27 protein-coding genes and 1 tRNA gene are annotated in these 26,639 nt (G+C 62.6%); 20 read left to right on the forward strand and 8 right to left on the reverse strand.

Going from position 1 to position 26,639, the window contains the following annotated elements; genetic code table 11:
* The first annotated feature begins 70 nt into the window (after positions 1-70).
* Complete coding sequence (locus FGD77_RS14605; protein ID WP_255010889.1) at positions 71-367, forward strand: DUF333 domain-containing protein; 297 nt, start codon at positions 71-73, stop codon at positions 365-367.
* On the opposite strand, the gene FGD77_RS14610 is transcribed toward FGD77_RS14605, so the two are convergent.
* The 3 genes from FGD77_RS14610 to FGD77_RS14620 are packed head-to-tail and all read right to left on the reverse strand — an operon-like array spanning position 356 to position 2,462.
* On the reverse strand, positions 356-1,153 hold the full coding sequence (locus FGD77_RS14610) for a metal ABC transporter permease (protein ID WP_255010890.1): 798 nt from the start codon (positions 1,151-1,153) through the stop codon (positions 356-358). The two genes, FGD77_RS14605 and FGD77_RS14610, sit on opposite strands and share 12 nt — an antisense overlap.
* Positions 1,150-1,971 (reverse strand): metal ABC transporter ATP-binding protein, encoded by an 822-nt coding sequence (locus FGD77_RS14615; RefSeq protein WP_255010891.1) that lies wholly within the window; start codon positions 1,969-1,971, stop codon positions 1,150-1,152. The genes FGD77_RS14610 and FGD77_RS14615 overlap by 4 nt, the downstream gene beginning before the upstream one ends.
* A complete protein-coding gene (locus FGD77_RS14620) occupies positions 1,968-2,462 on the reverse strand; it encodes a transcriptional repressor (protein ID WP_255010892.1) in 495 nt (164 codons plus the stop codon). The genes FGD77_RS14615 and FGD77_RS14620 overlap by 4 nt, the downstream gene beginning before the upstream one ends.
* 103 nt (positions 2,463-2,565) lie before the next feature.
* On the opposite strand from FGD77_RS14620, the gene FGD77_RS14625 reads away from it, so the two are divergent.
* On the forward strand, positions 2,566-3,531 hold the full coding sequence (locus tag FGD77_RS14625; protein ID WP_255010893.1) for a zinc ABC transporter substrate-binding protein: 966 nt from the start codon (positions 2,566-2,568) through the stop codon (positions 3,529-3,531).
* Between the two features lie 268 nt (positions 3,532-3,799).
* Positions 3,800-5,494 carry an SGNH/GDSL hydrolase family protein gene (locus tag FGD77_RS14630; protein ID WP_255010894.1) on the forward strand — a complete coding sequence of 565 codons (1,695 nt, stop codon included), beginning with the start codon at positions 3,800-3,802 and terminating at the stop codon, positions 5,492-5,494.
* 165 nt (positions 5,495-5,659) lie between these two features.
* On the opposite strand, the gene FGD77_RS14635 is transcribed toward FGD77_RS14630, so the two are convergent.
* Positions 5,660-5,736: transfer RNA gene (locus FGD77_RS14635), tRNA-Ile, on the reverse strand.
* A 118-nt stretch (positions 5,737-5,854) separates the two neighbouring features.
* On the opposite strand from FGD77_RS14635, the gene purM reads away from it, so the two are divergent.
* The 3 genes from purM to rnd all read left to right on the forward strand — a co-directional run bounded on the left by purM (position 5,855) and on the right by rnd (position 8,738).
* Positions 5,855-6,901: a phosphoribosylformylglycinamidine cyclo-ligase gene (purM, locus tag FGD77_RS14640; protein WP_255010895.1), complete on the forward strand. Its 1,047-nt coding sequence runs from the start codon at positions 5,855-5,857 to the stop codon at positions 6,899-6,901.
* Positions 6,898-7,491, forward strand: a complete 594-nt coding sequence (gene purN / locus FGD77_RS14645) for a phosphoribosylglycinamide formyltransferase (protein ID WP_255010896.1) — start codon at positions 6,898-6,900, stop codon at positions 7,489-7,491. Before purM ends, purN begins: the two co-directional genes overlap by 4 nt.
* An 89-nt stretch (positions 7,492-7,580) precedes the next feature.
* Positions 7,581-8,738, forward strand: coding sequence for a ribonuclease D (rnd, locus tag FGD77_RS14650; RefSeq protein ID WP_255014243.1), 1,158 nt, complete (start codon positions 7,581-7,583; stop codon positions 8,736-8,738).
* A 63-nt stretch (positions 8,739-8,801) separates the two neighbouring features.
* Here the strand turns inward: rnd and FGD77_RS14655 are convergent, their stop codons facing one another.
* On the reverse strand, positions 8,802-9,323 hold the full coding sequence (locus FGD77_RS14655) for a hypothetical protein (RefSeq protein ID WP_255010897.1): 522 nt from the start codon (positions 9,321-9,323) through the stop codon (positions 8,802-8,804).
* Between the two features lie 144 nt (positions 9,324-9,467).
* Between FGD77_RS14655 and FGD77_RS14660 the strand changes: the two genes are divergently transcribed.
* Positions 9,468-9,878, forward strand: coding sequence for a SufE family protein (locus FGD77_RS14660; RefSeq protein ID WP_255010898.1), 411 nt, complete (start codon positions 9,468-9,470; stop codon positions 9,876-9,878).
* A 359-nt stretch (positions 9,879-10,237) separates the two neighbouring features.
* Here FGD77_RS14660 and purL read toward each other — a convergent pair whose 3' ends face one another.
* On the reverse strand, positions 10,238-12,403 hold the full coding sequence (purL, locus tag FGD77_RS14665) for a phosphoribosylformylglycinamidine synthase subunit PurL (protein ID WP_255010899.1): 2,166 nt from the start codon (positions 12,401-12,403) through the stop codon (positions 10,238-10,240).
* Positions 12,404-12,540: 137 nt separating this feature from the next.
* Between purL and FGD77_RS14670 the strand changes: the two genes are divergently transcribed.
* Positions 12,541-13,572 carry a pyridoxal-phosphate dependent enzyme gene (locus FGD77_RS14670; protein ID WP_255010900.1) on the forward strand — a complete coding sequence of 344 codons (1,032 nt, stop codon included), beginning with the start codon at positions 12,541-12,543 and terminating at the stop codon, positions 13,570-13,572.
* A gap of 72 nt (positions 13,573-13,644) precedes the next feature.
* On the opposite strand, the gene mazG is transcribed toward FGD77_RS14670, so the two are convergent.
* Entirely contained in the window at positions 13,645-14,472 is an 828-nt protein-coding gene (gene mazG / locus FGD77_RS14675; RefSeq protein ID WP_255010901.1) for a nucleoside triphosphate pyrophosphohydrolase, read from the reverse strand.
* A 95-nt stretch (positions 14,473-14,567) separates the two neighbouring features.
* Between mazG and speB the strand changes: the two genes are divergently transcribed.
* From speB to FGD77_RS14700, 5 genes are all read left to right on the forward strand, one after another.
* On the forward strand, positions 14,568-15,539 hold the full coding sequence (speB, locus tag FGD77_RS14680; RefSeq protein WP_255010902.1) for an agmatinase: 972 nt from the start codon (positions 14,568-14,570) through the stop codon (positions 15,537-15,539).
* 49 nt (positions 15,540-15,588) lie between these two features.
* Entirely contained in the window at positions 15,589-15,990 is a 402-nt protein-coding gene (locus FGD77_RS14685; protein WP_255010903.1) for a DUF1499 domain-containing protein, read from the forward strand.
* Positions 15,991-16,189: 199 nt separating this feature from the next.
* Entirely contained in the window at positions 16,190-17,239 is a 1,050-nt protein-coding gene (gene prfA, locus FGD77_RS14690; RefSeq protein WP_255010904.1) for a peptide chain release factor 1, read from the forward strand.
* Positions 17,236-18,072 carry a peptide chain release factor N(5)-glutamine methyltransferase gene (gene prmC, locus FGD77_RS14695; protein WP_255010905.1) on the forward strand — a complete coding sequence of 279 codons (837 nt, stop codon included), beginning with the start codon at positions 17,236-17,238 and terminating at the stop codon, positions 18,070-18,072. Before prfA ends, prmC begins: the two co-directional genes overlap by 4 nt.
* A gap of 246 nt (positions 18,073-18,318) precedes the next feature.
* Entirely contained in the window at positions 18,319-19,065 is a 747-nt protein-coding gene (locus FGD77_RS14700) for a DUF4167 domain-containing protein (RefSeq protein ID WP_255010906.1), read from the forward strand.
* A gap of 331 nt (positions 19,066-19,396) precedes the next feature.
* Here the strand turns inward: FGD77_RS14700 and FGD77_RS14705 are convergent, their stop codons facing one another.
* On the reverse strand, positions 19,397-20,302 hold the full coding sequence (locus FGD77_RS14705; RefSeq protein ID WP_255010907.1) for a LysR family transcriptional regulator: 906 nt from the start codon (positions 20,300-20,302) through the stop codon (positions 19,397-19,399).
* A 183-nt stretch (positions 20,303-20,485) separates the two neighbouring features.
* Between FGD77_RS14705 and FGD77_RS14710 the strand changes: the two genes are divergently transcribed.
* The 7 genes from FGD77_RS14710 (at position 20,486) to FGD77_RS14740 (ending at position 26,636) form a co-directional block, all read left to right on the forward strand.
* Positions 20,486-21,298 (forward strand): glutamate racemase, encoded by an 813-nt coding sequence (locus FGD77_RS14710; protein ID WP_255010908.1) that lies wholly within the window; start codon positions 20,486-20,488, stop codon positions 21,296-21,298.
* A 71-nt stretch (positions 21,299-21,369) separates the two neighbouring features.
* Positions 21,370-22,398, forward strand: a complete 1,029-nt coding sequence (gene argC / locus FGD77_RS14715) for an N-acetyl-gamma-glutamyl-phosphate reductase (protein ID WP_255010909.1) — start codon at positions 21,370-21,372, stop codon at positions 22,396-22,398.
* Positions 22,399-22,428: 30 nt separating this feature from the next.
* A complete protein-coding gene (gene ccmE / locus FGD77_RS14720) occupies positions 22,429-22,875 on the forward strand; it encodes a cytochrome c maturation protein CcmE (RefSeq protein WP_255010910.1) in 447 nt (148 codons plus the stop codon).
* 81 nt (positions 22,876-22,956) lie between these two features.
* Positions 22,957-23,568, forward strand: a complete 612-nt coding sequence (locus FGD77_RS14725) for a holin-associated N-acetylmuramidase (protein ID WP_255010911.1) — start codon at positions 22,957-22,959, stop codon at positions 23,566-23,568.
* On the forward strand, positions 23,559-24,134 hold the full coding sequence (locus FGD77_RS14730; RefSeq protein WP_255010912.1) for a holin family protein: 576 nt from the start codon (positions 23,559-23,561) through the stop codon (positions 24,132-24,134). The genes FGD77_RS14725 and FGD77_RS14730 overlap by 10 nt, the downstream gene beginning before the upstream one ends.
* Positions 24,135-24,213: 79 nt before the next feature.
* Positions 24,214-26,190, forward strand: coding sequence for a heme lyase CcmF/NrfE family subunit (locus FGD77_RS14735; RefSeq protein WP_255010913.1), 1,977 nt, complete (start codon positions 24,214-24,216; stop codon positions 26,188-26,190).
* The gene (locus FGD77_RS14740; RefSeq protein ID WP_255010914.1) at positions 26,187-26,636 is read left to right on the forward strand and encodes a cytochrome c-type biogenesis protein; all 450 of its coding nucleotides are present in this window, start codon (positions 26,187-26,189) and stop codon (positions 26,634-26,636) included. The genes FGD77_RS14735 and FGD77_RS14740 overlap by 4 nt, the downstream gene beginning before the upstream one ends.
* Positions 26,637-26,639: the final 3 nt, after the last annotated feature.

A 26,639-nucleotide genomic window follows, 5' to 3' on the forward strand; every position in this document is an offset into this window, starting at 1 on the left:
AGTTCTCTGGGTCCGAATATTCCCACCGGCGGTGGGTTTTGACACCGCGCGATATCGAAGGAATTATCCTATGAGTGGTCAATTCGTTGTTGCAGCATTCGTATCCCTTGCCGCCTGCGCCGCGCCCGAGCCGCACAGCACCGTCGGGCGCGCAAATCCGGCGTCGGAATATTGTGCCCAGATCGGCGGCAGGGTCGAAATTCGCAAGGAAACGGATGGAGAGGTCGGATATTGTCATCTGCCGGATGGGCGCGTGATCGAGGAGTGGACGTTATTCCACGACAGCCAAGAGGATGCCCAAGTGCCCATCGGCATGTTTTTCCAGAGCTTGAAAGTTAATGTAATGAAGCTTGGGTCACACCTTTGATCGCGTGGTGGTAACGATGCTAGACGCGCAGAACATTAGCGCCAAACCGCACACGATGGTTGGCCCCGTCGGCGTGTCGAGCGCGTATGAGATGCGCAGCCCGCCCCACGCCGCGGCCATGGCGAGGATGGCGGCGATTGCTGCCATCGCCTCGGGGGTGCGGGCAAAGGGGCGGGCGGTCGCGGCGGGGATGATCAGCAGTGCGGTGATCAGCAGGACACCCACCACCTTGATCGCGACGGCCACGACAATCGCCAGCGCCAGCGTCAGGATCAGCTCTTCGCGGCGCGGGTCGATCCCGGCGGCGCGCGCCAGATCGGGGCTCAGTGTCGCCGTCAGCAGTGCCGACCAGCGCCACAGCGTCAGCGCCAGCACCAGCGCCGCACCGCCCCAGATGATGCCCAGATCGCCGCGCGATACCGACAGGATGTCGCCAAAAAGATAGGCCATCACATCGATGCGTACCCCGCCCAGGAACGACACCGCCACCAGTCCGAACGCCAGCGCGGAATGGGCCATGACCCCCAGTAGCGTGTCCATCGCATAGCCGCGCCCGGCCAGCAGTGTCACCAGCGTGGCCATGACCAGCGCCACGACCAGCGCCCCGGCAAAGACCGGCAGCGACAGCGCCAGTGACAATGCCACGCCCAAAATCGCCGCATGCGCCGTCGCGTCGCCAAAATAGGCCATGCGGCGCCAGACCACAAAGCAGCCCAGCGGCGCGGCTGCCAGTGCCGTGCCGATACCGGCCAGCGCTGCACGTGCCATGAAATCGTCGAGGATCATTCCTGCGTCTCCGCTTTGGCCTGCATGGGTTTGGCCGGCTCTGCCTTGGCCAGTGTTCCGTGGTCGTGGCCGCAACCATCATGTGCATCCTGCCCGGCCTGCGGACCGTGCGTGTGGTCGTGGTGATGGCGATAAAGCGCCAGCGCCCCTTGCGTGCCCTCGCCAAAGAGGGCGCGGTAGACCGGCGCCTCGGCGACCACCTCGGGCGTGCCTTCGCAGCAGATATGACCGTTGACACAGATGACGCGGTCCGACGCGCTCATCACGACGTGCAGGTCGTGGCTGACCATCAGTATTGCGCAGCCGGTATCGCTGCGGACCTGTTCGATTTGACGGTAAAAGGCGGCGGCGCCGGGCTGATCCAGACCGGCCGTCGCCTCGTCCAGAATCAACAGTTCGGGCTGGGCGATCAGGGCGCGGGCCAATAGGACGCGCTGGAACTGACCGCCAGACAGGGCCGCCATCTGACGGGTTTCGATACCGGGGACACCTGCGCGCGCCAGCGCAGCCGTGGTGGCGTCATGCGACACCCGGCGCGGGAGCCCCAGAAACCGCAGAACAGTCATTGGCAGGGTCGCGTCCAACACCAGCCGCTGGGGCACATAGCCCAGCCGCAGGCCTGCGCGCCGTGTCACTTGTCCCGATGCCGCCCGCACGCCACCCAGAATCGCCCGCAGCAGGGTAGATTTGCCCGATCCGTTCGGACCGACAATCGTCACGATTTCGCCCGGTGCGATGCTGAAATCGACATTCTCCAGAACAGGGGTGACGCCATGGCGTACGGTCAGGCCTGCCGTTGTGACCAGTGGAAGGCTCATGCGTCGCCGCCCGCGCATCCGGGGCACAGCCCCTCGGCCTCGCGCACCGTGCGCTCGATCATGAATCCGGCCTGCTTTGCCGCGCGGCCCAATTCACCTGCGCTGGGGTCGGTTTCGGTCTCGACCACGCGCTGACAGGTGCGGCAGATCAGGAAGGCGGGGGTATGCTGCCCTTTGCCATGCGCGCCAGGCGTATGCGAGCAGGCGATGAAGGCGTTCAGCTGCTCAATCCGGTGGGCAAAGCCATGGGTGACCAGAAAATCCAGCGCCCGATACGCCATGGGCGGCTGCGCATTCAGCCCGTCACCGCGCAGCCGGTCCAGAATCTCGTAGGCGCCCAGCGATGTGTGGTCGCCCAAAAGGATTTCCAGCACGCGGCGGCGGATTGGAGTGAATTGCAGCCCCGCCTTGGCGCAGTGACGCTCGGCGGCCTTTAGCCCGTCGTCGATGCAGCCCTGATGGTCATGTGGGTCGAAGGCGTCGGTCGGCATGGTAAATCCTTGGCAGAGATTAACTTGCAGTGTTATAGTATATCGCTTACTGCTGGTGGTGGAATGTTATAATGTCACACATCATATGTCACAAGGGGCACGCATGTTCAACCGGATGAAACAGGCCATTCTGGTCACCACTTTGATAACCCCAGCCTTGGGCGTTGCTGCCTACGCCGAGGTACCCAAGGTTGCGACCGACATCGCGCCCGTGCAGGCGCTGGTCGCACAGGTGATGGGCGGGCTGGGCGCGCCGGCGGTGGTCGTGCGGCCCGGCGCGTCGCCCCACGGCTATGCAATGCGCCCGTCCGAGGCAGGCGCATTGCAAGAGGCGGACGCCGTGTTCTGGATCGGACCGGCGCTGACGCCGTGGCTGGAGGGTGCGATCGACACTTTGGCGGGGGGCGCGTCGGTGACGCCCTTGCTGAAGGCGCCGGGAACCACTGTGCTTGCGTTCCGCACCGGCAACCGGTTCGAACCGCACGAGCACGAGCACGAGCATGAGGGCCAGGCACACGAGGACGAGGATCACGACCATGACGCCCACGCCCACGAAGGGCAGGATCCGCATGCCTGGCTGGATCCGCGCAATGCCCAAGTCTGGCTGGACGTGATCGCGCAAAGGCTGGGCGACATTGACCCTGAAAATGCGCAGACCTACCTTGCCAACGCCGGGGTCGGCCGGGCCGAGATCGCCGCGCTTGAGGCTGAGCTGCAACAGGCGTTGGGGCCGGTTCGGGAGGTGCCGTTCGTCGTCTTTCACGATGCGCTCCACTATTTTGAAGACCGCTTCGGTCTGGCCGCTGTCGGGGCCATCGCGCTGGGTGATGCCTCCGATCCCGGCCCCGCGCGGATCCAGGCGGTGCGCCAGACAGTGCAGGAGATGGGCGTGACCTGCGTGCTGTCCGAACCGGCCTTTAATCCGTCGCTGGTGCAAACCGTGATCGAGGGTAGCGGCGCACGCACGGGTCTGGTCGACCCTATGGGGGGGGGTATTGCGCCGGGCGCGGCGTTCTATCCCGCATTGCTGCGCAGCGTCGCCGCCGAGCTGGTCCAGTGTTTGGAATAATGCAGGTACGCGTCACTGCTGCCCTGCACGACGGCTGATGCTATGATGCGTATTATGATCTGGTGGTGAGGGGCATTGTGGACTGGACGCCGCGGCAACCCGAAACGATTGCCCTCTAACCTCAACGCAAAAGGACTAACGCGATGGCAACTTGGCACGCAAAGCGCACCAACCAAAAGCGATGTGTACCGCATCGAACGTGCGTATGGCCCGACGGTGCAGGTCATCGCCACGGGCACTGCCGAATGCGCTGCGAGGGGGCTTTGATATGATGTCGCGGCGCAGTGTAACCTGTGGCCTGCTTTCATCGGCTGCCATGATCGGCGGTGGGGTGATAGTCCGTGCGGGCGATGTCCCTGCGTCAGCCACCAAAATCCCGCAACGTGCATTCCCCGCCACCTACAAGCGGATGATCAATAGCGGCCACAGCCTGACGGATGCCTACGTCAATTGGGGGGCTTTCCCCAGCACATTCCGCTCCATGTGGAACGAATTCTATGCGGGTAATCCGGCGTGGGACAATGTCGAGGAATCTACTGTTCCCGGCTCGGATACCAAACACCGCTGGGATAAGGCGGATTGGCCCGCCGGTGCCGACGCGCGTCGGGACATTGCCGATTACGGCCAGCTGGTTCTCGCGGAGGGTGGGCCGATAGCGCGCCCCGGCAGCATCGATGAAATTTACGAGTACGCCAAATATCTGCAGGATCTCAGATACGAGAGTCTGTTCTATGAAAACACTATCACGCTGGGCGATGGCGGCGCGGGCGCGGAAATGCTGCTCTGGACGATCTGGCCTGAAATTTCCGGCGACAACGGCGGCCGCGGCAGTTTTCGCGACATGCTGGACGAATACGAATACTCCTTCCATGACCGGCAGGAAAAGATCATGGCGGCGCATCCCGGCGGGCCGTACCTGCATATTATTCCCGGCCATCGCCTGATGATGAGGATCTGGGATGATATGCAATCAGGCGTCTTTCCTGATGGGATCACGGATATTCAGGTGCTGTTCGATGACCTGATCCACCCCAACGCCATCGGCAACTATGCCTGCTCGCTGATGGTTCTGTCCGTCACGCTGGCGATTGATCCGCGCGACGTGGTGCATGTGCCGGATATGACAATCGGAGGAACCAATTACGCCACGCCTGCGATGGTCGCCTACATGAAGCAGATCGTCTGGGAGATTGTGACGACCTACGCCCGCGCAGGCATGGGTGGCACGGATCTGGGGGCGATTGTTGATTATTCCGAAACCCTGATCGAGACGCCGCGCGAAACGCTGGGTGACGCTGTGTTTCATCAAGCACAAAGGTCGGACATGGCAGGGCTGACCGGGCCCATCACATCGGCCGTGCTGGACGGGCAGACGTTCAACGTGTCCAATCCCGGCGAGGGATCTGTCGTCGCTGAAAACGGTGGCATCACATTCACCGACAACGGCCTGTATCTGGCGATCCCCGGTGCCACACCGACAAGCATGGTCTATGGTATCGTTGCCCTCAACGCAGCGTGGAATCCCGCAGGGGAGCGCGGGACAAAGCTGCTGGAGTTGACTGATGGGGTTAGTGGCGACGGCGTGGGCATCGACAACTGGAATGAAACAGGTAGCCCGCCGATGTACCGCACGTTTTCAAGCAACGCCAGCGGCAACGAAATCATGGTGGCGCGCGCTGAAAACATCATTCTCGAATTTTATTATGGCGCTGGCAAGACTTGGATATTCGGGCAAAGTCTGTCTGATCCAACCGTGATCGGATACCAAACATCGACAATCACCCACACACCCAAAACCATCAACTACATCAGTTACGGTGTGCCACAGAAAGCGCAGCCTTGGTTTTCGGGCAGGTCCAACTGGACGCTTTACGGGGCTGCGTTCTCGCGCGGCACAGAACCGACATGGATCGAGCGCAAAGTGATGCGCGCGTGGGCCAAACGTCAGTTCCCGGCGGTATGATGGTGATCCCAGTCAATAAGGGTCTGGGTCGGCGATCACGAAAGCGTCGTTGCGGCGCTTGGATGCCGCATTCGGCGCGAAGCATCGGACAAAGGCTCTGCATCCAAAGCCCATGCAGGGCACTTTCCTTAAAATCCCTGCAATATCAAGGGTCTCTTGTGGCGATGGTAGGCCCGGCAGGACTTGAACCCGCAACCAAAGCGTTATGAGCGCTCTGCTCTAACCAGTTGAGCTACAGGCCCGCCATGACCCGCGTCCTAATCAGCAGGCGCGCCCGCGTCAAGGCTTTGAGATTGCGATTGCCGTGATGATGGGCTACCCCGCGCGTGATCCGCCCGCCATGGACCAAGGAGTGCCAGGATGACAAACCCGAAAAATGGTATCAGCTATGCCGATGCAGGCGTCGATATCGACGCAGGCAACGCGCTGGTCGAGCGGATCAAACCCGCAGCAAAGCGCACTGCGCGCCCCGGCGTGATGTCTGGCCTTGGGGGGTTTGGCGCGCTGTTCGATCTGAAGGCGGCAGGCTATAGCGATCCGGTTCTGGTCGCGGCCACCGACGGCGTCGGCACCAAACTGCGCATCGCCATTGATACCGGCAATGTCGACGGCGTGGGCATAGATCTGGTCGCCATGTGCGTCAACGACTTGGTCTGCCAAGGCGCCGAGCCGCTGTTTTTCCTGGATTATTTCGCCACAGGCAAGCTGGAGACCGAGCAGGCCGCGCGCATCATCGAAGGCATAGCAGAAGGTTGCGCGCGTTCGGGTGCAGCGCTTATCGGCGGTGAGACGGCGGAAATGCCGGGCATGTATCCGGCGGGTGATTTCGATCTGGCGGGCTTTGCCGTCGGCGCGATGGAGCGGGGCAGTGCTCTGCCGGACGGCGTGGCCGAGGGCGACGTTCTGCTGGGCCTCGCCAGCGATGGCGTGCATTCCAACGGCTATAGCCTTGTGCGCAAGCTGGTCGAGCTTTCGGAGCTGGGCTGGGACGAAGATTGCCCTTGGGCGGATGGAACTCTGGGCAGGGCGCTGCTGACGCCCACGCGGCTATATGTCAAATCGGCGCTGTCTGCGATCCGCACAGGCGGCGTGCATGCGCTGGCTCATATCACCGGCGGCGGGCTGACCGAAAATCTGCCACGCGTCCTGCCCGAGGGGCTGGGCGCCGATATCGATCTGGGAGCTTGGCCGCTGCCCGGCGTCTTTGGCTGGTTGAAACAGACCGGCAACATGGAAGAGGCCGAACTGCTGAAGACATTCAACTGCGGCATCGGCATGATCGTCAGCGTGGATGCGGACCGCGCTGATGCGCTGGTCGAATTGTTCGCTGAGCAGGGCGAGACGGTGTACCGCCTTGGCCATGTCACCAAGGGTGCCGGCATCCGCTACAGCGGCACGCTGGCGTGAGCAAACGGGTCGCCATCCTGCTGTCTGGCGGCGGCTCGAACATGGTGGCGCTGCTGGACAGCATGACCGGTGATCACGCAGGTCGCCCGGCGCTGGTGCTGTCGAATCGCGCGGACGCGGGCGGGCTGGACAAGGCTGCAGCCCGCGGTGTGCCGACCGAGGTGGTCGATCATCGGCCCTATGGGGCCGATCGCGCCGCGTTCGAGGATGCGCTGCACGCACGCATCATGGATTATCGCCCTGATATCATCTGCCTTGCCGGGTTCATGCGGGTGCTGACCGAAGGGTTCGTGTCCCGCTGGCAGGGGCGGATGATCAACATTCACCCCTCGCTTTTGCCCAAATATCGCGGCCTGCATACCCACGCGCGCGCCCTTGCCGCGGGCGAGGCCGAGGCGGGCTGTACCGTTCACGAGGTGACGGCGGCGCTGGATGACGGCCCGATCCTCGGGCAGGCACGCGTGCCTGTCGATCCGGCCGACACGCCCGACACACTGGCCGCGCGCGTGTTGACGATGGAGCATCGCCTCTATCCCGCCGTCCTGCGCCGTTTCGCCGCCGGGGACCGCGCGCCGGTGTGGCTGCCTTAGGTGATCGGGCGTCGGCAATATCGTTTTAATTCCCGCCGCTTTGCAGTATAGCAGCGCAGCCGCCATCAGCGAAAGAAGCCGTTCCCTTGATCCAGACCATCACCACGACCGACGCCCTGGCCGAATTTTGCACCCGCGCCGCCGGGCACCCCTACGTCACCGTCGACACCGAATTCCTGCGCGAACGGACGTATTATTCCAATCTGTGCCTCGTGCAGCTGGCCTATCCCGGCGACGGAGACGAGGCGGCAGTGCTGGTTGATCCGCTGGCAGAAGGGCTGTCGCTGGAGCCGCTTTATACGCTGTTTCGCGACGAATCTGTGGTCAAAGTGTTCCACGCCGCCCGACAGGATCTGGAAATTTTCTATGTTGATGCCGGGCTGATTCCGACGCCGTTGTTCGACACGCAGGTCGCGGCGATGGTCTGCGGTTTTGGCGAGCAGGCAGGATACGAGACACTGGTCAAACGCATTGCCAAGGCACAGGTCGACAAATCTTCGCGCTTTACCGACTGGTCGCGCCGCCCGCTGAGCGATGCGCAAAAGACTTACGCGCTGGCGGATGTGACGCATCTGCGCAAGGTGTACGAATATCTGGCCAAAGAGCTGAAGAAAAGCGGACGTGACAAATGGGTGGCCGAGGAAATGGCCGTTCTGACCAATCCCGAAACCTACGTCACCCACCCGCAGGATGCCTGGAAGCGCATTAAGACTCGGAACAATTCAGGCCGATACCTGTCGATCCTGCGTGCCCTGGCCGAGTTCCGCGAGGCGTATGCCCAGTCGCGCAACGTGCCGCGCAACCGCGTCTACAAGGATGATGCACTGGTCGAACTGGCCGCGACCAAACCCACCAGCGTTCAGGATCTTGGCCGGTCCCGCCTGCTGCTGCGCGAGGCGCGAAAGGGCGAGATCGCGGACGGTATCCTAAAGGCCGTGGCCGATGGGCAGGCCGTGCCGACAGGCGAGCAGCCGGAGCCTGATCTCAGCCGCGAAAAGCTACAAGTGAACCCGGCGATTGCGGACCTTCTGCGCGTCTTGCTCAAAGGGGTGGCAGACCGCGAGGGGGTGGCGTCAAAACTGATCGCGACCGCATCGGACCTTGATGCCATCGCGGCGGGACAGCGCGACGTGCCCGCGCTCAGCGGTTGGCGCCGCGACGTCTTTGGCGAAGAGGCGCTACGGCTGTGCAAGGGTGAGATCGCCCTGCGCGTGAAGGGCAGCATGATCGAGACTGTCGCACTGTAACTGTGGCACTGCAACCGGGGGCGTCCTTTCGGATGTCCGCTTTCGAACGCTCAAACGTATTGCTTAGCGGTTGCTGGTGGCCGTCGTTGTCTGGCTGAGCACACGCACGCCGCGCACCCTGTCCAGGGTCTGGCTTGATACGAACTGCCCGGCGCTGACGCGGCGGGTCTGCTCGGGGCCTTGCGGGGTATTTACCAACTGTATCGCGCGCATGGTATAGGTCAGCATCCCATCGACGGGCGCGCCACCGTTTTCTGGCCACAGGCGCACATCGAACGCGCCTTGGCGCAGTGAAACGCCCGTCGCCTTGACGATCGCGCCGCCGGCCGATGGCGCGACCACGACATTCTGGACGGCATAGATTGGCGTACCGGCATAGGTTTCGGCGTCGGACTTGCGGCGAAAGATGCTGTTGCTTTGCTCCGGGATCAAAGGGTTGGCCGCCGGATCCTGCACGGGCGCACTCTGCTCGGCGGTGCGGCCCGGGCCAAACCAGTTGGCTGGATTGGCCCGCGAATCGCCAAAGCCAGAACAGCCCGCCAGCGACAGGCTGGAAATCGTCAGAAGTGTCACCAGACCGCGCATCGCAAAATGCCCCTTTAACCTCGTATCATTGGCGCGGACCCTAGCAGGCCACACCGCCCAAGCGCAAGCCAGCGCGGCGCTGTGGGCTGGACGTTTGTGGGTGCCGGGGCTACCTCCGGGGTAGAGTAAGTCAAAGGATGGATCATGGCCCAAGCCCGCTTCGAAGAGATCGTCGAGGATTTCGAGTTTCTGGACGATTGGGAAGACCGATATCGCCACGTCATTGAACAGGGCAAGGCGATGAAGCCGCTTGATAATGCGCTCAAGGTGCCCGCAACCCGCGTCGAGGGTTGCGCCAGTCAAGTCTGGCTGCACCCGCAAATCGAGGCAGGCAAGTTTCGCTTTGACGGGGATAGTGACGCGCTGATCGTGCGCGGCCTGATCGCGGTCTTGCGCGCGCTGTATAACGACCTGCCAGTTGCAGAGGTGCCTGCCGTCGATGCGGGGGGCGAATTGGCCCGACTGGGCCTAACCGATCATTTGTCAGCGCAGCGCTCGAACGGGCTGCGCGCGATGATCGAGCGGATAAGGCTGGTCGCAGCTCAGACCTCCTGAGCGCGGCTGGCGGCGGGATCTGGGTATTTTCACCAAGAAAAAGCCCGGGCGGGCCCAACCCGCTACATTAAATGATGCAAAGATCTTTTAGGCCGACCAGATTTTGGCCAGCCTTTTCCATGCTCACACATAATTTATGCCGTTTCAGCCACAACTGGATGGGACGCCATCCAACCAAGAAAACGGCGAAGGTGAAACTGGCGCTGGCGAAGGGCGCGATCTAGGCAAAAGAGCCGTTCGCCTGGCCTTAAAAAACAACCGCCAATGTAACTCATCCGTGGTTGCATCATGCACTGCAAAGCAATGGGAGCGCGCGCCCGGCTTTCAATGTTCTGAAAATACTCAAATCCGCAGCCGTATCACGCGAACCGGTCCACAAAACTGGTGCGGAACATCCGGCTCAGGCCGTCGAGTGGCGCCTCCGCGCCGCCCATGCGGACTTGATCGCCGGTGAATTTGCCCACGCTGGAAATCGCCACGCCCGCCTTGTCGGCCTCGGTCATCAGCGCCTCGGCCTGATCAAAGTTGCAGGCTACCAGATAGCGCGCCTGATCTTCGCCAAAAAGCGTCGCGGTGTCGGCGCTGTCCAGATGCACGCCGACACCGGCCGCTTCAGCCATTTCGAACGCAGCGAGGGCTAGGCCGCCATCGCTGAGGTCGGTGCAGGCCCGGATCAGCGTGTGGTTGGCGCGGATGAAATCGCCATTGCGTTTCTCCGCCGCCAGATCGACATCGGGCGCGTCGCCCTCGTTGCGGCCGAACACTTCGGCCAGCAGCGCGGATTGGCCCAGATGACCGTGTGTTTCGCCTATCAGCAGTGCCACATGACCCTCGCGCGCCTGGCCGATGATCGCCTCGTCCTCGTGGGCGATCAGGCCCACGGCGCCGATGGTCGGTGTGGGCAGGATCGCGGCGCCGTCGGTTTCGTTGTAGAGTGATACGTTGCCCGACACGATCGGCATGTCGAGGGCGGCCACGGCCTCCCCGATGCCCTTGATCGCGCTGACAAGCTGGCCCATGATTTGCGGCTTTTCGGGATTTCCGAAGTTCAGGTTGTCCGTGCTGGCCAAGGGTTTGGCGCCAAGGGCGGACAGGTTACGATAGGCCTCTGCCACCGCTTGCTTGCCGCCCATTTCGGGGTTGGCCTGCACGTAGCGGGGCGTCACGTCGGACGTGAAGGCCAGCAGTTTATCGGTGCCATGCACCCGGATCAGCCCACCGCCGAGGCCGGGGCCGCGCACGGTGTCTGCCATGACCATCGTGTCATATTGTTCATACACCCATTCGCGACTGCAATAGTTGGGCGACGAGATCAACGCGCGCAACGCGTCGATGGGGTCGACCTGCGGCACGGTTGCGCCGTCCAGCGGCTGGGCCGTCGGCGTTTCCACCCATGGGCGGTCGTATTCGGGGGCGGTGCCCGAAAGGGCAGCCAGTGGCAGGTCGGCCTTGACCACGTTGTTATGCATGATCAGGAACCGGTCCTCGGCAATGGTTTCGCCGACGATGGCGAAATCGAGGTCCCATTTCTCGAACACAGCGCGCGCCTCGGCCTCAAGCGACGGTTCCAGCACCATCAACATCCGCTCTTGGGACTCCGACAGCATCATCTCGTAGGCGGTCATGTTCTCTTCGCGTTGCGGAACGGTCTCCAGGTTCAGGCGCACGCCCAGCCCGCCCTTGTCGCCCATTTCCACGGCCGAGCAGGTCAGGCCCGCCGCGCCCATATCCTGAATTGAGATGACAGCGCCCGTCGCCATCAGTTCCAGCGTGGCTTCCATCAGGCGCTTTTCGGTGAAGGGGTCACCGACCTGCACGGTGGGGCGCTTGTCCTCGATCGTGTCGTCGAATTCCGCCGATGCCATGGTGGCGCCGCCGACACCGTCGCGGCCCGTTTTGGCGCCTAGATAGACCACCGGGCGCCCCACGCCCGAGGCGGCGGAGTAGAAAATCTTGTCGGTGTCGGCGAGGCCTGCGGCGAAGGCGTTGACCAGGCAGTTGCCGTTGTAGGCGGGATCAAAGCGTAGCTCGCCGCCGACGGTCGGCACGCCGAAGGCATTGCCATAGCCGCCGATACCCTCAACGACGCCATGCACCAACTGCCGCGTCTTGTGGTGGTCCGGCTCACCGAAGCTGAGCGAATTCATCGCGGCGATGGGGCGTGCGCCCATGGTGAAGACGTCGCGCAGAATGCCGCCGACGCCGGTCGCGGCGCCCTGGTACGGTTCGATATAGGAGGGGTGGTTGTGCGACTCCATTTTGAAAACAACGCATTGGCCGTCGCCGATATCGACGATGCCGGCATTTTCGCCGGGACCGCAGATGACCTGAGGGCCGGTCGTGGGCAGGGTGCGCAGCCATTTCTTGGAGGATTTATAGCTGCAATGCTCGTTCCACATGGCAGAGAAGATACCCAGCTCGGTAAAGGTCGGCTCGCGTCCGATGATTTCGAGGATGCGGTCATACTCGTCCGGCTTCAGCCCGTGGCTGGCGATCAGGTCGGGTGTGATGTCCGGCTCGTTCATGGTGCAATATCCCTCAGGCTGCTGGCTTGGCGCCTCTTTAAGCGATTGCGGGCGAGGGGGGAAGGGGGGCCGCATGACCGGGCCTTGACGCGAAGGGGCGCGGCGCGTCCAATGAGTGCTGATGAGGGAGGCACATCATGCAGATCGACGACAACCCATGGCGGGGCAAGGGCCTGCCGGACGAGGCGCTGGCCGATATTCCATCGCCCAGCACCGACGCGGACGCGCCGCGCGCGCTGTTGGAGCAGTGCCCGGCGGCGGCGGTGACTCCGCTGGTGGTGGCCGAAGGGTACGGTCCGACCGTCTGGGTCAAGGACGAGCGAGCGCGCATGAACCTGGGCAGTTTCAAGGCATTGGGCGCGGCTTATGTCATCGCACACGAGGCCGTGCAGGCGGGCGGCGATGATCTGAGGCGCGCGCTTGAGGGGCGCACCTATGTGACCGCCAGCGCCGGCAATCACGGTCTGTCGGTGGCGGCGGGCGCTGCGCTGTTCGGGGCGCGGGCGGTGATTTATCTGGCGGCGCCGGTGCCCGAGAGCTTTGCGGATCGCTTGCGCGCCCGCGGCGCCGAGGTCGTGCGTGCGGGTGCGCATTACGAGGCCAGCATGGAGGCGGCGCAGAAGGCGGCGAAGGATAACGGCTGGACGCTGCTATCGGACAGTTCGTGGCCGGGCTATACCGAGTTGCCGCACCGCCTGATGGAGGGGTATCTGGCCATGGCTGCCGAGGCGGCCGAGCAGGTGCCGGACGTGCCGACGCATATCCTGCTTCAGGCCGGGGTTGGAGGACTCGCCGGTGCCTGCGCTGCGCATTTTCGCGCCGTTTGGGGCGATGCGCCCCGGATCATCGTCGTCGAGCCAGAGGCCGCGCCGGCGCTGCATGCCTGCATTCAGGCGGGCAAATTCGTCAGCACCGCCGGGCCGGTGTCGAATATGGGCCGCCTCGATTGCAAGGAGGCGTCGCTGATTGCGCTGAAGGGGCTCGCGCGTGATGCCGATGCCTTTGCGTTGATTTCGGATGATCAGGCGTCGGCGGCGCTACCGGAACTGGCTGCGATCGGGTTGGAGACCTCCGAATCGGGTGGCGCGGGATTGGCGGCGCTCAGCCATATGAGCCTATCCAAGGAGGCGCGCGTATTGTGCATCCTCAGCGAAGGGCCGGCCGAGTGATACGGGGCTTTGCGTTTGCTGAATTCCACGCATGGCTGGCGGCTTTGACCGCAACTTTGCCGTCAAGGCTGTTTACGGGGCGGGCGTTTCGCCTTTTTCCTCGGCCTTGGCTTGGTCCCAAAGGGCGTCCATTTCGGACAGGTGGCTGTCTGTCGGCGTCTTGCCTGCTTCGGCCAGCAGCGATTCGATCCGCTCGAACCGGCGGGTGAATTTGGCGTTGGCACGGCGCAGGGCCGCTTCGGGGTCGATCTTCATATGGCGCGCGAGGTTGGCCATGACGAACAGCAGGTCGCCGAATTCTTCTTCGGTATGATCCTCGTCGCCGCTGGTCTCGGCCTCGACCAGTTCGGTCATTTCCTCAGCGATCTTGTCGAGCACCTGCGCGGTTTCAGGCCAGTCAAAACCAACGCGCGCGGCGCGCTTTTGCAGTTTGACCGCGCGCAAAAGGGCCGGCAGGCCGAGCGCAACACCATCAAGCGCGCCGGCCTCGGCGCGGGTGGCGCGCTCGGCGGCCTTGACCGTCTCCCAGTCGCGGGTCTGCTGGGCTGACGTCTTGTCGCGGCTTTCATTGCCGAAGACATGGGGGTGGCGGGCGACCATTTTGTTGGCGATGCTGTTCGCCACATCGTCAAAATCGAACAGGTCGCGATCCTGCGCGATCTGCGCGTGAAAAACGACCTGTAGCAGCAGATCGCCCAATTCCCCGGTCAGATCGGACCAGTCGGCGCGCTGGATGGCGTCGGCAACTTCGTATGCCTCCTCAATCGTGTAGGGGGCGATGGAAGCAAAATCCTGCTCGATATCCCAGGGGCAGCCGGTGGCCGGATCGCGCAGGGCGCGCATGATGGCCCGAAGGCGTGGAAGCCCGCCCTTGGGGTCGTGGATCAGATCTTGGGTCATTGGTTCCTCTTTTGTCGCGCGCTGCGTGGCCTTGCATCCGGGCCGGTTTGTCATACACGATATGGCAAGCACACAAGCGCAAAAGGGATTGCACGATGGGATTGGAAGACGCAAGCAGCACGGTCGACGAGGCTTTTACCCGCAAGGACAATCGTGGTCTGAGCTTTGAGAATACCTTTGGCGGGGCGACCTCATTCCTGCGGCGGCGTTATACCAAGGATCTGGCGGGCGTGGATATTGCTGTCACGGGCGTGCCCTTCGATCAGGCTGTGACCAATCGCACCGGCACGCGGCTGGGCCCGCGCGCGATCCGCGAGGCAAGTGCGCTTCAGACCGCCGATGCGCCTTATGGCTGGGGGTATGATCCGATGGAGGCGATGAATATCGTCGATTACGGCGATCTGGCGTTCGATTATGCGATGGTGCCGGAGTTTCCGGGCCTTTTGACGCAGCATATCAAGGGGATCTTGGATGCCGGTGCGGCCAGTGTCGTGCTGGGCGGCGATCACTATATCAGCTTTCCCATTCTCAAGGCCTATGCCGAGAAATACGGGCCCATGGCCTTGCTGCATTTCGATGCGCATACCGACACGTGGCAGGACGACAATTTCGACAGGATCGACCATGGCACGATGTTCTACAAGGCAATCAAGCTGGGGTTGATCGATCCGGCGCGCTCGGTTCAGGTGGGGATTCGAACGACGGTACCCGATACGATGGGCATGAATATTATTGACGCGCGCGAGGTGCACGAAGGCGGCACTGTGGCGGCGGTGAAGAAGATCAAGGGCATTCTGGGCGACGCCCCGGTTTACCTGAGTTTCGATATCGATGCGCTGGACCCGGCCTTTGCGCCGGGCACGGGCACGCCGGTCTGGGGAGGGCTGACATCAGCGCAGGCGTCGATCGTGCTGCGCGATCTGGCCGGCATCGATCTGAAGGGCGGGGATATCGTGGAGGTATCACCGCCGTTTGACACGAGCGGCGCGACGGCCATCGCCGGGGCGCATGTGGCGACGGCGATCATTTGCCTGCTGGGGTGGAACGCCCATGGCGGGGGCGCCTGAGGCGATGTCTGAACTTGAGTATTTATTGGAACATTGAAAGGGGTGGGACGTGAATTGGGTCTGGTTGGGTTTGGCGCTGCTGTTGCTGTTTGCGGTCTGCGGGTTGGCGTGGATCAGGCTGGCACGCGATGACGTGGCGCGCTGGCACCGTCTGCCTGAGGGGGTATCTGATCGCGATATGGAAGGCGGCGTGATGCGCGTGGCGTCGGGGGATCTGGCGGATCTGGACGGTATCATCCGCGCAGAGCCACGCACGCATGTCCTGGCCGGGTCGGTGGAGTGTGGGATGGTGACCTATGTCACGCGCTCAAAGGTCTTTGGTTTTCCCGACTATACTACGGTGGCACAGAGGGGAGCGGACTTGGCGCTTTATGCGCGGCTGCGATATGGCAAGTCCGACATGGGCGTCAACAAGGCGCGCGTAGAGCGTTGGCTGGTGGCGCTGCGATAGCGATGAGCTAACGCATTCGTCCGAAATCTTGCGCCAGATCGGCACATTCAGAGCCATCTGGCACTGGGCGGTGAAGGTTTTGCAGCCCATGTTGCCGTTCGCGACCGCAGGCACGGCGGTAGTAGGCAAGGCCAGGATGAGGGGGATGGAGCGCATGGCGCTCTTGACCAAACGCTATGGATGAAGGACACGGACCCTCATGGTGCCATTGGACAGATTAGAGCAGATCGCGCAGCGCTTCGAGTTTATCGAGGCCAAGATGTCGACGGGCGGCGGCGATATTGCCGCGCTGGGCCGCGAATATGCTGAACTGCGCCCGGTTGTTGACGAAATCCGCCTGTACAAGGCGCTGCTGGCGGACGTGGACGGCGCGCGCGCCATGCTGGGCGATCCGGAAATGCGCGGACTGGCCCAGGACGAACTGCAAGAGCTGGAGGCGCAATTGCCAAGGGTCGAGGCGGCGCTGCAACTTAGCCTTTTGCCCAAGGACGCGGCCGATTCGCGCCCCGCGATGATCGAAATCCGGCCCGGGACTGGTGGCGAAGAGGCGGCGCTGTTCGCCGGGGACCTGCTGCGCATGTATCAGCGCTATGCGGAGGCGCGTGGCTGGTCGCTGGACATCATCGAGATGAATCAGACCGAGCTGGGCGGGATCAAGGAGGTGGTCGCGCATGTGAAGGGGGGCCACGTCTTTGCCCGGCTGAAATTTGAAAGCGGCGTTCATCGCGTGCAGCGCGTGCCCGAAACCGAGAGCGGCGGGCGTATCCATACCAGCGCGGCGACGGTGGCGGTGCTGCCCGAGGCCGAAGATGTGGACATCAAGATCGACGCGAACGATCTGCGGATCGACACGATGCGCAGCTCGGGCGCAGGCGGGCAGCATGTGAACACGACCGATTCGGCGGTTCGGATCACGCATATTCCCAGCGGCATCGTTGTGACCAGTTCGGAAAAATCGCAGCACCGCAACCGCGATATCGCGATGCAGGTGCTGAAGGCGCGGCTTTATGATGCAGAGCGGCAGCGCGTCGACAGCGCGCGCAGTGCAGATCGCGCGGCGCAGGTAGGCACAGGCGACCGGAGCGAGCGGATACGCACCTATAATTTCCCGCAGGGGCGGATGACGGACCACCGGATCAACCTGACCCTTTACAAGCTGGATCAGGTGATGGCGGGCGATCTGGACGAGGTGATCGACGCGCTGACCGCCGATTCGCAGGCGCAGATGCTGGCTGAGATGGGCGCGTGAGTCGGACGCTGGGTGACCTGGCGCGCGCGGCCACGGCGCGGCTGGAGAGCGCCGGAATAGCGGGCGGTGCGCGGGATGCCCGGCTGCTGCTGGCCCATGCCGCCGGTCTGAGCGGCGCGCGGCTGGGCACTGAGTTGGGCGAGATCGCAGCGCCGGACGTCATCGTGCGTTATAAGGCGATGATCGCGCGGCGCAGCGCCCGCGAGCCAGTGTCGTATATCACGGGCAAGAGACTGTTTTTCAATCATGAATTTCAGGTTTCTCCAGCCGTTCTGGACCCGCGACCCGAGACGGAGGCGCTGGTTCTGGCCGCGCTGGGCGCGCCGTTCGGGCGGGTTCTGGATCTTGGGACCGGATCGGGGGCGATTTTGCTGTCGCTGCTGGCCGAGCGAGCCGAGGCGACTGGGCTGGGCACTGATCTGTCCGAGGCCGCCTTGGATATGGCGCGCGCGAATGCCAGCCGTCTGGGACTGGCCGGGCGCAGCGAACTGCGAGCGTCTAATTGGTTTGCGGATGTGACGGGGCGCTTTGATCTGATTGTATCGAATCCGCCCTACATTGCGCGCGGCGAGATGGTAGACCTTGCGCCTGAGCTGTCGCACGAGCCGATGATGGCGCTGACCGACGATGCCGACGGGCTGAGCGCGTATCGAGCCATTTGCGAGGATGCGCGCACCCATCTGGCCTCTGGCGGGCGTCTGATGGTCGAAATCGGCTGGACGCAAGGGGCCGATGTGGCTGCGCTTATGACGGGGGCAGGGCTGCATGACGTCAGTATTCTGCCGGATCTGGATGGGCGGGACCGGGTAGTGCTGGGGTACGCAGATCGGTGATTTCGGGTTCGAAAACAGGCGAAAAACGGCTCTTGGGGCGAATATTGCCGAAAAATACAAGCTTTGCCCTTGTGCGGACGCGCCCGGCGTGATTACTGGATTTTGTCAACGCGGTGGATACCCGGCCTGAGGGTGGTCCCGCTTGACGCCAAGCCAACATAACCGACACCCGGTTCCATTTTATCGGCGCATCGGGCGCCCCTCGGGTTCACCACGGTTCTCAAAACAAGGCTGGACAGCAGACATATGAGATCTTCGAAGACACGTTCGCGTAACAAGTCGAACAGAAATCGCCCAAACTCGGTTGGCAATGTTGTCAATCGCGTGTTCGACAGCTCTGGCCCAGAGGGCAAGGTGCGCGGAACGCCGCAGCAGATTATCGAGAAGTACAATCAGCTGGCCCGCGACGCGCAGCTGTCCAATGACCGTGTTGCGACCGAGAATTTCCAGCAACACGCCGAGCATTATCTGCGGCTGCTGAGCGAGGCGCAAAAGGAAATGGACGCCAAGCGAGAGCAGCAGGAGCGCGAGAACCGCGACCGGCAGGCCGAGCGCGATCGTGACCGCCCGCAAAGCGAGGGCGATCCCGCCAATGCCCCTCAGCCGGGCACCGAAAACGTTCGGGACAAGGGCGGTGAGCGGTCCAATGACAAGGGACGCGATGGCGGTCCCGACCGGGCGGCTGATGCTGGTCGTGAGGTGTCCCGCGACGGCCGCGATGACGACAATGAAAAAAGTACTCTGGTCGAGACCCCGGAAAGCAAGCCCAAGCGCGCCCCGCGCAAGCCGCGTCGCGCCCCGCCGCAGGAAAACGCACCGGGAAACGTGCAGGGAGAGGCTCAGGAGGGTGGCCGGGAAAGCGGTCAGGATTCAGCAACTGAGACGCCGCCAGCCCCCAAGGCGCGTGCACCTCGCACCCCGCGCAAACCCAAGGGCGATGCACCGAAGCCTGAGTCTTCGGATGACACACCGTCCGATACAGCGGCTGAGTGACGCCGCGCGCAATTTTCCAAGTTTAAAGCATCACCCGGGCGGACGCATGTCTCGCCCGGTTTTTTACGTGCGATGATCGGTGGACGGACAAACAGGTCGGCGGGTGGAACGGCCAGATCAATCGCTCTGGCGTGCGGTCACTCCACATGTGCGGGCAAAAAAAAGGCCGAGCACTAAGCTCGGCCATAGTCCAACAGGGAGGTATGAAGAAAACGCCGTAACGGCGTTCCCGTCAAAGCAGCAAATAGACCCTGTTCCCGGGCCAATCAAGAAAAATACAAAAAAATAGCGACATGGCGGCTATGCGATGAATGCATAGCAGGCAAAAAAATCATCTAATCTTATGTTCTTTAACATTTTTTCGGTACGCGATGATTTCTTCCTGAACAAAGTCCCTAAATGCGGCAATGCGCTGGGAATGGCGCAACTCTTCAGGGTAGGCCAGATACACTGGTACTTCGACCGACTCAACTTCGGGTAGCACGCGTACGAGATTCGGAAAATCGAAAGTCAGGTAATCCGGCAGAATGCCGATTCCCAGATTGTGGATCACGCCCTGAAGGACGCCAAAGTAGTTGTTGACATGCAACATTGACGAAATATCGTTCGTAATCAATTCCTTGACGAGATAGGTGGCGGCGCTGACCTGCGCGGAATTGGTATTTTGGCAGATCAGGCGGTGCTCGGACAGATCCTCGACCACCTCGGGGGTACCGCGCTGCTCCAAATACTCGGGTGAGGCGAAAAGGCCTATATGTACACCCATCAGGCGCTTGCGAATCAGATCGGCCTGGCTGGGTTCCTTCATGCGAATTGCGATGTCGGCCTCGCGCATGGGCAGGTCCAGCACGCGTTCTTCCAGCATCAGGTCGATCTTGAGATCGGGGTATTTTTCATAGAGCTTGGCCAGACGTGGTGCCAGCCAGAGCGTGCCGAATCCGATCGTAGTGGTTACGCGCAATTCACCGAAAACCTCATCCTCGCTGTCGCGGATGCGGGCGGTGGCGGTCTCTAGCCGTTTCATCATGGAACGCGTGGCTTCGAACAGCAGTTCGCCCTGCTCGGTCAGGATAAGGCCGCGCGCATGGCGGTGGAACAGGGTGGAGTCCAGCGTTTCCTCTAGCGAGCGCACCTGGCGGGACACGGCCGATTGCGACAGGTGAAGCTGATCGCCCGCATGCGTCAGGCTACCGGCATCGGCGACGGCGTGGAAAATTCTAAGTTTGTCCCAGTCCATGCGTGCACGTGCCCATCTGCTGTCAATGAAAACCAGCCTTATCAAATAAATGGCTTGGGTGCACTGAATGTTCGTGCGGCGCGGGAAATATCTGGCTGCGCGAACCCCACACCGCTGGGGCTGGCGCTTCGCGCGCCAGCGTTTTAAAATCGGGCAGCGCATAGCGCAGAGGAGAGCATCACGATGGCGGTAGGGATTTTCGACAGCGGTCTGGGCGGGCTTACCGTGCTTCAGGCGATCGCGGCGCGGCTGCCGGATCAGCCGCTCGTCTATCTGGGCGACAACGCGCATGCGCCCTATGGTGTGCGTACCCAAGACGACATTTTCGACCTGACCCGCGCGGGCGTGCAGCGCCTGTGGGATTGCGGCTGCGATCTGGTCGTGCTGGCCTGCAACACCGCCTCGGCTGCCGCGCTGCGCCGCATGCAGGAGGCGGGCGTGCCGCAGGGCAAGCGGGTGCTGGGCGTTTTCGTGCCGCTGATCGAGGCGCTGACCGAACGTGAATGGGGCGATAATTCCCCCCCGCGCGAGGTGGCGGTGCGTCACGTGGCACTGTTCGCAACACCTGCGACCGTTGCATCACGCGCGTTCCAGCGCGAGCTGGCCTTTCGCGCCATCGGCGTCGACGTCGAAGCGCAGGCCTGTGGCGGTGTCGTCGACGCCATCGAAGACGGCGACATGATTTTGGCAGGCGCGCTGGTGCGCGGTCATGTGGATGCCTTGCGTCGCAAGCTGCCGAATCCGCAGGCGGCGGTGCTGGGCTGCACGCATTACCCGCTGCTTCAGGACGTATTTGCGCAGGCATTGGGGCCGGACGTGACGGTCTATTCGCAGCCTGCACTGGTGGCTGAAAGTCTGGCGTATTATCTGGCTCGCCATCCCGAAATGGCAGGGACGGGCGGCGGGATCACCTATCTGACGACGGGTGATGCGGGCCGCGTGTCGGACCGCGCGACACAGTTTCTGCGCCATCCGGTGGAGTTTATTGCCGCATGAGGCTTGCGCGCCTTTGCCGCATGGCGTGGGCCATCGAACCGGCCTAAACGGCCAGAGACATAAGGTATGACATGACGTACAACATCGCCATTCTGGGCGCTTCGGGCTACACCGGGGCCGAGTTGGTCCGCCTGATCGCCACGCATTCCAGCATGCGGATCGCCGCGCTTGCCGCGAACTCCAAGGCGGGGCAGCCCATGGCAGAGGTGTTTCCGCATCTGCGCCATCTGGATTTACCAGACCTGGTGACCATCGATCAGATTGATTTTTCTGGCATCGACCTGTGCTTTTGCGCGCTGCCGCACGCGACGAGCCAGGAAGTGATTGCCAAACTGCCGAAGGATCTGAAGATCGTCGATCTCAGCGCTGATTTTCGCCTGCGTGACCCGGCAGTATATAAAAAATGGTATGGCAGCGCGCATGCCGCGCTAGAGTGTCAGGCCGAGGCTGTCTATGGCCTAACCGAATTTTATCGCGAGGAAATCCGCGCCGCTCGGCTGGTCGCCGGGACCGGATGCAACGCGGCGACGGGGCAATATGCGCTGCGACCATTGATCGCGGGCGGCCTGATAGACCTCGACGACATTATCATCGACCTCAAGACCGGGGTGAGCGGCGCGGGCCGCAGTCTCAAGGAAAACCTGCTCCATGCCGAGCTGAGCGAGGGCGCACATGCATATGGCGTCGGTGGGACCCACCGCCATTTGGCGGAGTTCGATCAGGAGTTTAGCGCCATCGCAGGGCGACGGGTTCAAGTTCAGTTTACACCGCACTTGTTGCCTGCAAACAGGGGGATACTGGCCACTGTTTATGTGAAAGGTGAGGCGGAGGCCATTCATGCCGCGCTGTCGGATGCCTACGCAGCTGAGCCGTTTTTGCAGGTGCTTCCGTTTGGGCAGGTCCCCAGCACACGGCACATTCGCGGTAGCAACTTTTGCCACATAGGTGTGTCCGGCGACCGGATACCGGGCCGCACAATCGTGATCGCGGCGCTTGACAACCTGACCAAGGGGTCCAGCGGTCAGGCCTTGCAGAACGCCAACCTGATGTTAGGTGAGGATGAGACGGCCGGGCTGATGCTGGCCCCTGTTTTCCCGTAACGAAAACTATAAAGAACGCGAGGCAATGCGATGAAGTCGCTCAAGAAAAAGCGCAGGGTTCAGGTCATTGTCGTGGCAGCGGTTGCGCTGGTTTTGTCGACCGCGCTGATTGGGTACGCAATGCGCGATGGCATCAATTTCTTTCGCTCACCAAGCGAGATCGTGGCTGATCCGCCCGGTCCGGGCGAGGTGTTCCGCATCGGCGGCTTGGTCGAGGCCGGTACACTGGTGCGAGGGAGTGGCGCCGAGGTGCGCTTTGCCGTGACGGATGGTGGTGCCAGCGTTCCGGTCAGTTATGTGGGCGTCCTGCCGGATTTGTTTGGCGAGGATCAGGGCATGGTCGGCCTTGGCAGTTATGACGGTGCGACCTTCCGGGCGACTGAAATTCTGGCCAAGCATGACGAATCCTACATGCCCAAAGAGGTCGTCGATGCGCTGAAGGAACAGGGCGTCTATCAGGCACCGGACGCCGACTAAGCATCGCATTAACCAATTCCAGTCCATTTTTTTGCCCATGGCGGGGGATGGTCCCCGGCCCATGGATGCAAAGGCTGTGGCATGGATCAAGTATACGAAATCGCTCGTGAAATTGTCGCCCGGGAGGGTGGGTTTGTAGACGATCCGGACGATCCCGGCGGGGCGACGAAACATGGTGTGACCGTGCATACGATGCGCCGTCTGGGGCTGGACCTCAACGATGACGGGCGCATCGATACGCAGGATGTACGCCGCCTGACCAGCGCGGACGCCGAAAGGATATTTGTCCAGCATTACTATGCCCGCCCCGGCATCGACCGTTTGCCGGACGTGCTGCGCGCTGTTGTGTTCGATATGTATGTGAATGCGGGCGCCAATGCAGTGAAAATTCTTCAGCGGCTTTTGCGTCAGATGGGGCAGGACGTGGTCGTCGACGGTGTGATTGGCCCACAGACGGCAGATGCCGCCGATGCAGCGGCCCGTGCGGCGCCGGGACATCTGGCCGACGCCTATGCCATCGCACGGCGCAATTATTATCTGCGACTTGCTGATCGCCGCCCGGCCAGCCGCAAATTTGCCCGAACGCGGGCAGGCGGCAAAGGTGGCTGGATTCTGCGCGCCGAATACTTCATGTCGCAGCGCTATCGCATGACGGACGCGGAATTTGCTGAACGGGTGGAGCTATGGGATTGATCGGCAAGATCCTGACGACGCTGTTTGGCGACAATCGCAACGTGGTTGCGCGCACGGCTGAGGTCTTTCGCGAAAACGCCGAGGCCGGTGCGGCCCGGCAAACAGCCGAGAGGGGCGCAGCCCTGTCCCAGTTCGAGGGTGAATTTGCCGCTGCGCGGGCTGGCTGGTTTGACCGGTTCATGGACGGGGTCAACCGTCTGCCGCGCCCGGCGATGGCGCTGGGGACGATGGGCCTTTTTGTTGCGGCGATGGTCGATCCGGTTTGGTTTGCGGCGCGCATGCAGGGTATCGCGCTGGTGCCTGAGCCGCTGTGGTGGCTGCTGGGGGTGATCGTATCGTTCTATTTCGGTGCGCGTCATCAGTTCAAAGGCCAAAACTTCCAGCGTTCCATCGTGCAGAGCGCCGCGCGCGCCCCTCAGATCGCGGCCAGCATAGAGGCGCTGGAGCGCGCGCATCCCACGCGCCCGCACGTTGCCGATACCGGTAGCGATGCGGATGCCGCCCTGACCGTGACCCGGCCCGAGGCAAATCCGGCCCTGCAAGCGTGGCGCGGGCGCGAGCGCTGACAGTGCCCGCGACAATCTGAACCGCCCCGCGCGCGCGAATCCCTTGGTCGCGGGGCGGCGCGCGGGTTATACAGCGGGCATGATTACAGAACTCGGCCATTTCGCCCTTATTCTAGCCTTCGCCATTGCATGCGTTCAGGCCACAGTCCCACTGATCGGCGCGCAAAAGCGCTGGAGCGGGTGGATGGCCGTGGGCGACACTGCGGCGGGCCTGCAATTTTTGATGATTGCGGTCTCCTTTGCGGCGCTGACGCATGCCTTTGTCACCTCGGATTTCTCGCTGCGGTTGGTCACGCTGAACAGCCACTCGGCAAAGCCGATGCTGTACAAGATCACCGGCGTTTGGGGCAATCATGAGGGGTCCATGCTGCTATGGGTGCTGATCGTAGCACTTTTTGGGGCCTGCGCTGCGTGGTTCGGGGGCAATTTGCCGCCCAGCTTGCGGGCGCGGGTTCTGGCGGTGCAGGGGATGATAGGCGTGGCATTTCTTGCCTTTATCATCTTTACCTCGAATCCGTTTTTGCGCCTGGCAATGCCGCCGCTGGACGGGCAGGATCTGAACCCGCTGCTGCAGGATCCCGGCCTCGCGTTTCATCCGCCGTTTTTGTACGGGGGCTATGTCGGTCTATCGATGACGTTCAGCTTTGCCATTGCTGCCCTGATCGAGGGGCGCGTTGATGCGGCTTGGGGCCGCTGGGTGCGGCCCTATACGCTGGCCGCATGGATTTTTCTAACCATCGGGATCGCCTTGGGTAGTTGGTGGGCTTATTACGAGCTGGGCTGGGGCGGTTTCTGGTTCTGGGATCCGGTGGAAAACGCCAGCTTCATGCCTTGGCTGATCGCTGCGGCCCTGTTGCACTCGGCCATCGTTGTGGAAAAGCGGGAAAGCCTGAAAAGCTGGACAATCCTGCTGGCCATCATTGCCTTCGGTTTTTCCATGATCGGCGCGTTCATTACGCGCTCGGGCGTCCTGACCTCGGTTCATGCCTTTGCGAACGACCCGGAGCGGGGGATGTTCCTGCTGGGCATTACCGCGATCTTCATGATGGGCGGACTGACGATGTTCGCCGCACGCGCCAACGTGATGCAGGCGCGCGGGGTCTTTTCGCTCAGCAGTCGCGAATCGATGCTGCTGGTGAACAACGTTCTGCTGGGCGTCGCGGCCTTTGTCGTATTTGTCGGAACGATCTGGCCGCTGGTGTCAGAGCTGTTCTTTGACCGCAAACTATCGGTTGGCGCGCCGTTTTTTGACAAGGCGTTCACACCCTTCATGATCCTTTTGGGTCTGGCGCTGCCGATTGGCGCGATGATGCCGTGGAAGCGCGGCCAGATGCGGCGCGCCTTGCGCCAACTGGCCCCGGCGGCGACGCTGGCAATTGCGGTGCTGGGCCTTGCATGGACCATGCAGGGCGGGCGCAGCCTGCTGGGCCCCTTTGGGTTGATGCTGGGCACCTGGCTGGTGGCCGGGGCGGCGACGGATCTATGGTCGCGCACTGGCACAGGCGGGATTTCAGGGCGATTTGGCCGTCTGCGGCGGTTGCCGCGCGCCGATTGGGGCAAGGCAGTGGCGCATGCAGGCCTGGGTGTCACGATGGCGGGCGTTGCAGGCGTACTGGCCTGGCAGACCGAAGATATCCGCGTGGTCGAAACCGGCGACAGCTTCGATCTGTCGGGCTATACGCTGACGCTGACGGATGTGCGGCAGGAAAACGGGCCCAACTACGGCGCGACCATCGCCGACGTCACCCTCGTGCGGGGTGACCGGATAATTTCAACCCTGCATCCTGAAAAGCGATACTATCCCGTCGCGGACATGCCGACGACCGAGGCGGCGATCGACATCGGGTTTTTCCGCGACGTTTACGTCGTGATCGGCGATCCGCAGGACGGGGGCGGCTGGGCGATGCGCAGCTACTACAAACCGCTGGCAAACTGGATCTGGGGCGGTGCATTGCTGATGGCCCTCGGCGGCGGGCTGTCGCTCAGCGACCGGCGCTATCGCGTGGCTGCCGGCGCGCGCAAGGCCGCACCCGCAGCAAAGGTGCCAGCGGAATGAGGCGGCTGGTGCTGATCCTGTGCTTGCTGGCCGGCCCGCTTGCCGCCGTGCAGCCCAACGAAATGCTGGACGATCCAGCGCTCGAGGCACGGGCGCGCGATATCTCAAAGGGGCTGCGTTGCCTGGTCTGCCAGAACGAGAATATCGATGATTCGAACGCCTCGCTTGCGCATGACCTGCGCGTTCTGGTGCGCGACCGGCTGACCGCCGGAGATAGCGACGCCGAAACTGTCGATTTCATCGTGGATCGGTACGGCGAATATGTGCTGCTAGAGCCACGCGCGACCGGTAGCACGCTGGCATTGTGGCTGGCAGGACCTGCAATGCTGCTGCTGGGCGCGGGCGTTGCATTGGCTTATGTCCGAAGGCGCGGTCGCGCTGCGCCGGAAGATGCCCGTTTGAGCGAAGACGAGACCGCCCGGCTGCGTGATATCCTGAAAGAATGAGGC

Source organism: Roseovarius sp. M141, from assembly GCF_024355225.1.
Taxonomy (GTDB): domain Bacteria; phylum Pseudomonadota; class Alphaproteobacteria; order Rhodobacterales; family Rhodobacteraceae; genus Roseovarius.